Here is a 9,368-nt window from a genome sequence, read left to right on the forward strand (position 1 = left end):
AAGCCGCGCCTTCCGGCGCTATCACCGAGAAGACCGAGTTCTCCATGGCGACGAGCCGATCGCAGGCGCCCAGCGCCAGGGCGCCCCCGCTGCCGCCCTCTCCCCAGACCACGGCCACGGACGGGGACGGGCAGGCCAGCAGCGTCTCGAACGTGCGCGCGATCGCCCCCGCGATCCCCGCCGCTTCCGAGTCGGGCAGCGGGTCCGCTCCGCGGGTGCCGATCACCGTCACCACGGGGAGACCGAGCCTCCCGGCGGCCCGCACGGCCCGGCGCACCTTGCGATAGCCGCCCGGGCGCATCCCCCGCGGGGTGGAGGCGTCCTGGGCGATCACGACCACCCGGGCCCCGGTGGTCCGGAGGGCCCCCATGAGGACCCGGACCGCCTCGTCGTCGCTGCCCGAGCGGTCGCCGCGCAGCTCGAAGGCGTCGGTCAGGATGCCCCTGGCCACCTCCGGGCCGGTGGGACGGTCCGGGTGCCGGGCGAGCTGCAGCCTCTCCCACGCCCCGAGACGCCCGGGCCGGGCGGGACGCGTGGGCGCGACCGGCCGCGGCTTCGCCGCCGCAGCGGTCAGGCTGCGCAGGACCGTCCCGAGCGTCCGCCGCTGGACTCCCCTCGGCACGATCAGGTCGACCAGACCGTGGGCGTGAGCGTGCTCGGCCGTGTGGACATCGGGCGGTGGAGCCGATCCGGTCAGGTCGGAGACCACGCGCGGTCCGGCGAACCCGACCGTCGCGCCCGGCTCGGCCAGGATGACGTCGGCGAGCGACCCGAAGGACGCGTACACCCCGCCCGTGGTGGGCGACGCGAGCACGGAGACCTGCCCCAGACCCGCCTCCGCGTGAAGACGCCGGGCCTCCACCGTCTTCGGCATCTGGACGAGCGACACCATGCCCTCCTGCATCCGGGCTCCCCCCGACGAGGTGACCACCACCACCGGGAGCCGGGACCGCCTTGCCCGGTCATAGGCGCGAGCCACCTTCTCGCCGACCGCCGCGCCCATCGAACCGCCGAGGAAAGCGAAGTCGCCGACGACGAGGGCGCACCGGACCCCGTCCACGCTCCCCTCCCCGGCCACCACGGCCTCCACCGCGCCCGTACGTTCGCGGGCCCTTTCCACCGAGCCTGGGTACCCCGGGAACCCGAGCGGGTCGCGACCTCGGAGCCTGGCGTCCCGCTCCACGAAGTCGCGGGCGATCAGCCGTATCCGAGCGGCCGGCGGGAGCCAGGCGTGGTGACCGCACGCGCGGCACACGTTCCATCGGTCCGGGTCGCGGTGCTCGCAGCTCACGGGGCGGACACCGCTCGTGACCGCCGGAGGGGCTCCAGCGCCGTGACGTAGGCGGCGAGCCGCTCCGCCGCGTCCACCGAGACCTCGCGTCCGGCCATCTCCTGCGTCGTCCACAGCTCGCTCAGGCGGGCCCACCGGTCGACCCCCACGAACGGGCCCGCCTCGGGACGGGGTCCCAGGACGCGCCGCCAGTCGCGCTCTCTCTCGACGAGCGTCTCCACGGCGCGGAGGCTGTCCGCCGGGTCGCGGTGCTCGGCGTGGAACCCGATCTCGAGCAGCGGACCGTCCGCCCCCGGGACGACCCGCGGGCTGAGGAACTGGACCTCGTAATGCTCCCGCAACGCTTCCCCGTACCAGACCTTGAGGTTCGCCGAGGTGATGCTGGACGAGAAGGAGCGCAGGGGCGGAGGCAGGAACCCGGCCAGCGCATCCGCGACGTCGACGAAGAACGCGCGCGACATGGGAGCCAGTATCGCCGTCCGGAGCCCCCGGCTCCCACTCGCCAGGCTCCCGCGCGGACCGGTAGCCTATCTGCGCCATGCGCCGCTACCGGATCCTCATCGCCAAGCCCGGCCTCGACGGGCACGACCGCGGCGCGAAGGTGGTCGCCCGCGCCCTGCGTGACGCCGGGTTCGAGGTGATCTACTCGGGTCTGCACCAGACGCCCGAGCAGATCGTGGAGGCGGCGATCCAGGAGGACGTGGACGGCGTCGGCCTCTCGTCCCTCTCCGGCGCGCATATGGCCCTCTTCCCCCGGATCCTCCAGGGGCTGAAGGAGAAGGAGGCCTCGGACATCCTCGTCTTCGGGGGCGGCATCATCCCCACGGAGGACATCGAGAGCCTCACCGAGGCCGGGATGTCCGCCGTCTTCACGCCCGGGACGACCACGACCCAGATCGTCGAGTGGCTGCGCGCCGCCCTCGAGGCAGCCGAAGCCAAGGCCTGAACGGAAGGGACTCATGGACCTGCTCGAGTACATGGGCAAGGAGGTCTTCGCCGCTTACGGCATACCCGTCTCCGACGGACGCATCTGCACGACGCCGGACGAGGTGCACGCGGCGGCGAAGGAGATCGGCGGACAGGTCGTCGTCAAGGCCCAGGTGCAGGTGGGAGGCCGCGGCAAGGCCGGCGGGATCAAGCTGGCCAACGATCCGGACGAGGCCCGCGCACACGGCGACGCCATCCTCGGGATGGACATCAAGGGCCACACGGTCGAGCGGGTATGGGTCGAGGCGGCGACGGACATCGCGAAGGAGTACTACGCCTCCGTCACCCTGGACCGACGCAACGGCCTCCCGATGTACATGGTGTCGGCGCAGGGCGGGGTCGATATCGAGGAGGTCGCCGACCGGGAGCCGGAGGCGATCCTGAAGGCCCACGTCGACCCGCTCACCGGCTTCAAGGGTTTCCACGCCCACTACCTCACCAAGACGCTGGACCCCGAGGCGCGGGCGGGGGCGGCCGAGATCCTCGAGAAGATGTTCACCGTCTTCATGGAGGGGGACTGCTCCCTCGTCGAGATCAACCCGCTGGTCCTGACCCCCGACGGACGGGTGCACGCGCTCGACGCGAAGGTGTCGGTCGACGACAACGCCCTCTTCCGCCACCCCGACTACCTCGCCTACCGCGACATCCTGACGACCGACCCCCAGGAGAAGATCGCGAAGGAGAAGGGGATCGCGTACGTGAAGCTCGACGGGTCCGTCGGGATCATGGGCAACGGCGCGGGGCTCGTGATGTCCACGCTCGATCTCGTGAAGCTGGCCGGGGGCGCGGCGGCGAACTTCCTCGATGTGGGAGGCGGCGCGTCCGGGGAGCAGATCGCGGCCGGCTTGGAGATCGTCCTGTCCGACCCGAAGGTGCGGTCGGTGCTGGTCAACATCTTCGGGGGGATCGTCCGCTGCGACCTCGTGGCGCAGGGCATCCTGGACGCCCTGACCAGGGTGGAGCTCAAGGTGCCGATGGTCGTCCGACTCGACGGCACGAACGCCGAGGAGGGCCGCCGGATCCTCCAGGAGGCGAGCCTGGACGGGGTGGAGGCCGCGACGACGATGTGGGAGGCGGCCGAGCTCGCGACGCAGAGGGCGAGTGCCTGAGGACGTCGAGCTCCAGGAGGAGGTCTCCCGTCGCCTCGGACAGCCCTGGCCCGAGGTGCGGGCGAAGCTCGAGAGGCTCTTCGGGCGTGACTGGGACGAGTGCGAGATCTTCATCTCCACGTCCGCTGCCAAGAAGGACCGCACCGAGGCCGACGTGATCTGTGACCTGGTGAGCAAGACGGAGGAGAAGCCGCCCGCGTCCGGCATCGTGCGGCGCAAGGTGGTCCGCTGGATCGGGAAACCGTGGCGTGAGCGCCAGGATCCCTGGGACCGCTTCAAGGACCGCGTGCCCTCCGTCGAGGAGGTCCGACGCAAGCGCCGGCGTCCGGAGGACCTCGACGAATGGACCCCCTACCACCCGAAAGGACCGGAGGACCGCTAGATGGCCATCCTTCTGACCGACGAAACCCGTGTCGTCGTCCAAGGCATCACCGGACGAGAGGGCACGTTCCACGCCACGCGCAACCTCGAGTACGGGACGAAGATCGTGGCCGGGACGCGTCCTGGGAAGGGTGGAACCACCGCCCTGGACGGGCGGGTCCCGGTCTACGACACGGTCTTCGACGCCGTGGCCGAGCAGGGAGCGAACGCGTCGCTGATCTTCGTGCCCGGTGCGGGAGCCGCCGACGCCGTCCTCGAGGCCCAGGCGGCCGGGTGCGACCTGGTCGTCTGCATCACGGACCCCGTCCCCGTCCGGGAGATGATGGTCGTCGCGTCCTACCTGAAGGGGACCGACACGACGCTGATCGGGCCCAACTGCCCGGGCCTCATCTCCCCCGGGAAAGGCAACATGGGCATCATCGCCCCAGCCATCTGCACGCCCGGACGGGTCGGGTTGGTCTCCCGCTCGGGGACGCTCACCTACCAGGTCATCAACGAGCTCACGACACGCGGCATCGGACAGTCGACCTGCGTGGGGATAGGCGGGGACCCTGTCGTCGGCTCCAGCTTCACGGACATCCTCGCCCGGTTCGAGGACGACCCGGAGACGGACGCCGTGGTCATGATCGGGGAGATCGGGGGGGACGCCGAGGAGCGGGCCGCCGACTTCATCGCCGAACGGATGTCCAAGCCGGTGGTCGCCTACATAGCCGGGTTCGCCGCTCCCCCCGGGAAGCGGATGGGACACGCGGGCGCCATCATCACCGGGTCGTCGGGGACCGCCGAGGGGAAGGCGGAGGCCCTGGAGGCGAAGGGTGTCCGGGTGGGGCGCACCCCCTCTGAGGTGGGAGACCTCATGCAGGCGGCCCTGGGAGCCTGAACCACGTGAGGGAGGAGTCCGGCCTCCGCCGTTGAACCCCTCTCGCGTCGAACCCTAGTCGCAGGAGGAGAGATGTCGCTCAGGTCCCGTTCCGTCGCCCTGGCCGTCGTACTTGGAGCCGTCGCCGCCTCGATCCCGATCGGCGGACCGGCCGCGGCGGATTGTTCGTCCCACTTCAACATCCAGATGTTCTTCCGGTACGGCACGTCGGTGGACGTGTCGTCGCTGCAGCTGCGCCACCCGGTGACGGGGGCGCCCATCAACCGCGTAACGGCGGGCACGCCGACCGCGGACTATGCCTTCGCCGCCTGCTTCGTCGGCGAGGAGTCGGGCACCGGCCTCCACGTCGACGCCCAGTACGTCCTGCCCGGCGCGCTCCAGGTGTCGGGCCGCGACAACATCTCGGCGTGCAGAGACACGGCGGGCAGCATCGTGGGCCTCGGTGCCAACTACCACGAAGCCTGGACCTACCCGCGCAGCGTGGTGGACGGGTCGTGCGACACCACGGTCGGGACCGGCGGCGCCGGCACGCCGTACATCGCGCTCGACCCCACCCAGCTGGGCGTGATCCGCGCAGCGACCGGCAACGGGTCCATCGAGTTCAGAACGCTGAACAACGTCTAGACACGACCGGCTGGGCGCGGCTGAGGGTCCCTTGCCGGGACCCGCTGGTCCAGAGAGAACAGGGAGGGTGCATGAGGAAGAGGGTCGCAGCTCTGGTTGTCGCTCTCGGTGTGATCGGCGGAGGCCTCTCGCTGGCTGCTCCACCGGCCGCGGCGGGGAACTGCTCCGTGGACGTAGCCATATTCTTCTATTACGGGACCGCCGAGGTCCGGCGCTCCGTACCCAACGCCGCTGCCTCCTACTGCCTCGCGGACGACATCGCGGGCCTCGGGCAGCCGATCGACCCCTTCGTGATCCCGCCGGGCGCCACGGGCGCAACGGCGAGGTTCACGGACGCCTCCGAGGGGCAGACGTACGGGTTCTGTTGGACGGGCCTCCTCGGGCACTGCGACGCAGCCAACGCGCAGCCGTTCGTGGTCGCCGGGGAGACGCTGGGGTACGTCGCCGATACGCCGATCCACATGTTCCCGGGTGGACCCGCGGTCAGCGGGGTGCTGGGCGTGCGGGTCTTCCACCGCGGGAGCCCGATCGGGTACCAGGAGTACAAGTCGGCCGACAAGTACCTCTAGGTTCTCGCTCTCGAGCCCGGCGCGGCCGTAGGCCGCGCCGGGCTCTCGCGTTGCCGCGGGCAGGGATCGTCGTGGTCACGCCGAAGGAATCGCCGAACGATCCGACCCCCTGGAGGTAGAAGCATGAAGAGGAAGCTGGCAGCGCTAGCTGTCGTCGTGGGAGTCCTGGGTGGCGCTCTCGCCCTGAACACCCAGCCCGTCTCCGCCGGCAACTGCGACTCGAACGTCGCGATGTTCTTCTATTACGGGACGGCCGAAGCCCGCCGATCGGTAGTCAACGCCGCCGCCGTGTACTGCACGGCGGACCGGGCGGCCCAGCTCGGCTCGGCCGTGCAGCCCGCGTGGTTCATCCCGCCGGGGGCGACCGGCGTGACGGCCCGGATGATCCGGGCGACCCAGGGCGCACACTACGGTTTCCAGTGGGGCGGCCTGCTCGGTCACTGCGACCATGTGGTCGCCACCGAGAACTCGGTCGCGGGTCAGCTGCCCAGCTACGTGGCAGACACTCCTATCCACATGTTCTCGCAGCCCGTGGTGTCCGGGACCGTCTCAGTCCAGGTTCGGGCGGGCGGCTGCGGTGGCCACGCCATCACCGGCGACGAGTGGCGTACGGCCGACCGATACCTGTAGAGGTCCCCTCGTCTCCCTGGGAGCGACCGGGAGACATGGGGTGACTCGATGGGCGTGCCGAGGGCCGGGCGAGAGCCCGGCCCTCGTGGCGTCCCGCACCGCTCTCACGTCCCGGCCCCCTGCTAGGCTCGGCTCCCATGTTGCGTGTGGGCGTCCTCGCCTCGGGTTCCGGGACCAACTTCCAGGCTCTCGCCGACGCCTGCGCGACCGGTTACGCCGACGCGGAGATCGGGGTCGTCCTCAGCAACCGTCCGGGGGCGGGGGCGCTCGAACGGGCGGAGCGAGCGGGGATAGAAGCCGTGTACGTCGACCCCGCCCGAGCCGTCGACCGTGAGTCCTACGACCGGCTGCTCCTCGACCACCTGACGAAGTTCGAGATCGACCTCGTCTGTGCGGCTGGGTACATGCGGTTGCTTAGCCCGGTCTTCGTCTCCGCGTTCGAGGAGCGGATCCTGAACGTGCACCCGAGCCTCCTGCCCGCCTTCCCGGGCCTGGACGCCGTGAAGCAGGCCTGGGAGTGGGGGGTGACGGTCACCGGCGTGACCGTCCACGTGATCGACGCCGAGCTCGACCACGGACCGATCGTGCTCCAGGCGAGCGTTGACATCCGGCCCGACGAGACGCTCGCGGATATCGAGCGGCGCATACACCTGACCGAGTACGTCCTGTACCCGAAGGCGCTGAAGCTGTGGGCGTCCGGCGCCGTCAGGATCGACGGCCGTCGCGTCGCGATCGACCAGGAGGTGGAAGACCCGCCCTGGGCCGGGGACGTCCCTCCCGGACTGCGAGGAGAACACATATGACCGACAGGATCGCGATCAGGCGCGCCCTGATCTCCGTATGGGACAAGACCGGCGTCGTCGAGCTCGCCGCCGCGCTCTCCGAGCAGGGGACGGCTCTCGTGTCGTCCGGGGGCACGGCGACCACCCTGCGGGAGGCCGGGCTCCACGTGCAGGACGTGTCCGACCTGACCGGGTTCCCGGAGATGCTGGACGGGCGAGTGAAGACGCTGCACCCCGCGGTCCATGGCGCGATCCTGGCCGACCGGTCCAAGCCCGACCACATGTCCACCATCTCCGCTCACGGCATCGAGCCGATCGACCTGGTCGTGGTGAACCTCTACCCCTTCGACCGTCAGGTCTCGGAGGACACCCCCGAGGCGGAGGCGGTATCGCTGATCGACGTCGGGGGCCCCACGATGGTCCGGGCGGCGGCGAAGAACTTCGCGTCGGTCGGCGTCGTCGTCGACCCGGACGACTACGAGCGGGTCGCCGAGGAGGCGGCGGCGGGCGGTCTGACCCTCTCGACGCGCCGCCGGCTCGCCGGCAAGGCCTTCTCCCGGCTATCCGCCTATGACGCCGCGGTCTCCACCTGGTTCGCCGACCACGAGCCGCTGCCCGAGCAGCTCACGCTCTCGGCGCGCCGGGTCCAGTCGCTGCGATACGGGGAGAACCCCCACCAGCAGGCGGCCCTGTACTCGCTCTCGGGGGACCCCCGCGGGATCGCTTCGGGACGACAGCTGCAGGGCAAGGAGATGTCCTACATCAACTACCTCGACGCGGACGCCGTCCTGCGGATCGCGGGAGCCTTCCGGGAGCCGGCGGCCGTCATCGTGAAGCACACGAACCCATGCGGGGTCGCGGTCGCCGAAGACATCGCCGAGGCGTACCGGCTCGCGTTCGAGTGCGACCCGCGCGCCGCGTTCGGCGGGATCGTCGGGCTGAACCGCGTGTGCACGGCGGACACGGCTGCGCACATGCAGGACGCGTGGAGCTCCTCTCCCTTCTTCCTCGAGTGCGTCGTGGCTCCCGGTTTCGACGAAGGAGCCCTCGGGATCCTCTCCGCCAAGAAGAACCTGCGCGTCATCGAGCTCCCCGCCGACCTGTGGAGGCCGGACCCCGCGAAGGTGGCGAGCGTGTCCGGGGGGCTCCTCGTGCAGACCGACGATCCCCTCTCCGAGACCAGAGAGGACATGCGCATCGTCACGGAGCGCGAGCCCTCGGAGGCCGAGTGGGACGACCTCCTCTTCGCCTGGACCGTGTGCGCGCACGTGAAGTCGAACGCGATCGTCCTCGCGAACCTCCGGCAGGCCGTGGGCGTGGGCGCGGGCCAGATGTCGAGGGTGGAGTCGATGGAGATCGCCGTCCGGCGGGCGGGCGACCGCGCGAAGGGCTCGGTGGCCGCCTCGGAGGCGCTCTTCCCCTTCGGCGACTCGATCGAGGCCGCCGCCGCCGCAGGTATCACGGCGATCATCCAGCCGGGCGGGTCCATGCGCGACCAGGAGGTCATCGACGCAGCGGACGCGAACGAGATCGCGATGGTATTCACCGGCGTCCGTCACTTCCTGCACTGATGCCGGGCCGGGGGACCCTCTGGGTCGGCGGTGTCCTCGCGACCACGATGGTCGCCCTCGCCGCGGCCGCCTGGCTCGGAGCGTTCGGTGACCGAGGAGGGTGGCCGCTCTGGCTGTTCACGTTCCTAACCCTTCAAGGCGCCGTGATGTTCGTCGTGGCGGTGGTCGGGAGGAGAGGCCGGGGCGGCGAGGGCTGAGTCGCCGCGACCGGCCCGAGACAGGCGTGCGCGTGCGCGATACTTCGCATATGCAGCTACCAGGCGACCGCCCTCAGCGTCCCGACGCCCGCGCCTCTGACGCCGACCGCGAGCAGGTGGCCGAGGCGCTGCGCCGTCACCTCGTCGAGGGGCGCCTGACCACCGACGAGCTCTCCGAGCGGATGGAGACCGTGTTCGCGGCGCGCACCCACGGTGAGCTCGTACGCGTCACCGACGACCTGCCGGACCTCCCGCCCCCGGCCGACGAGGCACGCCGACGCCGGCGGGTGAGCGCGCTGCGCAACGCGGGGTTCCGGGCGCACCTGACGGCCTACGCGGTGGTGAAC

At 70.9% G+C, this 9,368-nt stretch carries 13 protein-coding genes; 11 read left to right on the forward strand and 2 right to left on the reverse strand.

Annotated elements, in window-relative coordinates:
- Positions 1-1,291 (reverse strand): carboxyl transferase domain-containing protein (locus tag VM840_11100; GenBank protein ID HVL82122.1); only part of this gene is annotated, 1,291 nt, incomplete at its 3' end.
- Positions 1,288-1,752 carry a hypothetical protein gene (locus VM840_11105; GenBank protein ID HVL82123.1) on the reverse strand — a complete coding sequence of 155 codons (465 nt, stop codon included), beginning with the start codon at positions 1,750-1,752 and terminating at the stop codon, positions 1,288-1,290. The genes VM840_11100 and VM840_11105, both read right to left, overlap by 4 nt.
- Before the next feature lie 77 nt (positions 1,753-1,829).
- On the opposite strand from VM840_11105, the gene VM840_11110 reads away from it, so the two are divergent.
- The 11 genes from VM840_11110 to VM840_11160 form a co-directional block, all read left to right on the forward strand.
- Positions 1,830-2,237: a cobalamin B12-binding domain-containing protein gene (locus tag VM840_11110; protein ID HVL82124.1), complete on the forward strand. Its 408-nt coding sequence runs from the start codon at positions 1,830-1,832 to the stop codon at positions 2,235-2,237.
- Positions 2,238-2,250: 13 nt separating this feature from the next.
- Positions 2,251-3,387 (forward strand): ADP-forming succinate--CoA ligase subunit beta, encoded by a 1,137-nt coding sequence (gene sucC / locus VM840_11115; GenBank protein ID HVL82125.1) that lies wholly within the window; start codon positions 2,251-2,253, stop codon positions 3,385-3,387.
- On the forward strand, positions 3,380-3,769 hold the full coding sequence (locus VM840_11120) for a hypothetical protein (GenBank protein ID HVL82126.1): 390 nt from the start codon (positions 3,380-3,382) through the stop codon (positions 3,767-3,769). Before sucC ends, VM840_11120 begins: the two co-directional genes overlap by 8 nt.
- Positions 3,770-4,648 carry a succinate--CoA ligase subunit alpha gene (sucD, locus tag VM840_11125; GenBank protein HVL82127.1) on the forward strand — a complete coding sequence of 293 codons (879 nt, stop codon included), beginning with the start codon at positions 3,770-3,772 and terminating at the stop codon, positions 4,646-4,648.
- A 72-nt stretch (positions 4,649-4,720) separates the two neighbouring features.
- Positions 4,721-5,272 (forward strand): hypothetical protein, encoded by a 552-nt coding sequence (locus tag VM840_11130; protein HVL82128.1) that lies wholly within the window; start codon positions 4,721-4,723, stop codon positions 5,270-5,272.
- A 71-nt stretch (positions 5,273-5,343) separates the two neighbouring features.
- Positions 5,344-5,841, forward strand: a complete 498-nt coding sequence (locus VM840_11135) for a hypothetical protein (GenBank protein HVL82129.1) — start codon at positions 5,344-5,346, stop codon at positions 5,839-5,841.
- 123 nt (positions 5,842-5,964) lie between these two features.
- Positions 5,965-6,471 (forward strand): hypothetical protein, encoded by a 507-nt coding sequence (locus VM840_11140; protein ID HVL82130.1) that lies wholly within the window; start codon positions 5,965-5,967, stop codon positions 6,469-6,471.
- Between the two features lie 137 nt (positions 6,472-6,608).
- Positions 6,609-7,274, forward strand: coding sequence for a phosphoribosylglycinamide formyltransferase (gene purN / locus VM840_11145; GenBank protein HVL82131.1), 666 nt, complete (start codon positions 6,609-6,611; stop codon positions 7,272-7,274).
- The gene (purH, locus tag VM840_11150) at positions 7,271-8,824 is read left to right on the forward strand and encodes a bifunctional phosphoribosylaminoimidazolecarboxamide formyltransferase/IMP cyclohydrolase (GenBank protein ID HVL82132.1); all 1,554 of its coding nucleotides are present in this window, start codon (positions 7,271-7,273) and stop codon (positions 8,822-8,824) included. The genes purN and purH overlap by 4 nt, the downstream gene beginning before the upstream one ends.
- Entirely contained in the window at positions 8,824-9,021 is a 198-nt protein-coding gene (locus VM840_11155) for a hypothetical protein (GenBank protein HVL82133.1), read from the forward strand. The genes purH and VM840_11155 overlap by 1 nt, the downstream gene beginning before the upstream one ends.
- Positions 9,022-9,071: 50 nt before the next feature.
- The coding region (locus VM840_11160) for a DUF1707 domain-containing protein (GenBank protein ID HVL82134.1) at positions 9,072-9,368 on the forward strand (297 nt) is incomplete at its 3' end.

This window comes from Actinomycetota bacterium, assembly GCA_035540895.1.
In the GTDB taxonomy this organism is placed as follows: domain Bacteria; phylum Actinomycetota; class JAICYB01; order JAICYB01; family JAICYB01; genus DATLFR01.

Bases quoted from the DNA above. Each gene is read 5' to 3' on its own strand.
- VM840_11105 (HVL82123.1), bottom strand. From the start codon at position 1,752: ATGTCGCGCGCGTTCTTCGTCGACGTCGCGGATGCGCTGGCCGGGTTC.
- VM840_11110 (HVL82124.1), top strand. From the start codon at position 1,830: ATGCGCCGCTACCGGATCCTCATCGCCAAGCCCGGCCTCGACGGGCAC.
- sucC (HVL82125.1), top strand. From the start codon at position 2,251: ATGGACCTGCTCGAGTACATGGGCAAGGAGGTCTTCGCCGCTTACGGC.
- sucD (HVL82127.1), top strand. From the start codon at position 3,770: ATGGCCATCCTTCTGACCGACGAAACCCGTGTCGTCGTCCAAGGCATC.
- VM840_11130 (HVL82128.1), top strand. From the start codon at position 4,721: ATGTCGCTCAGGTCCCGTTCCGTCGCCCTGGCCGTCGTACTTGGAGCC.
- VM840_11135 (HVL82129.1), top strand. From the start codon at position 5,344: ATGAGGAAGAGGGTCGCAGCTCTGGTTGTCGCTCTCGGTGTGATCGGC.
- VM840_11140 (HVL82130.1), top strand. From the start codon at position 5,965: ATGAAGAGGAAGCTGGCAGCGCTAGCTGTCGTCGTGGGAGTCCTGGGT.
- purN (HVL82131.1), top strand. From the start codon at position 6,609: ATGTTGCGTGTGGGCGTCCTCGCCTCGGGTTCCGGGACCAACTTCCAG.
- purH (HVL82132.1), top strand. From the start codon at position 7,271: ATGACCGACAGGATCGCGATCAGGCGCGCCCTGATCTCCGTATGGGAC.
- VM840_11155 (HVL82133.1), top strand. From the start codon at position 8,824: ATGCCGGGCCGGGGGACCCTCTGGGTCGGCGGTGTCCTCGCGACCACG.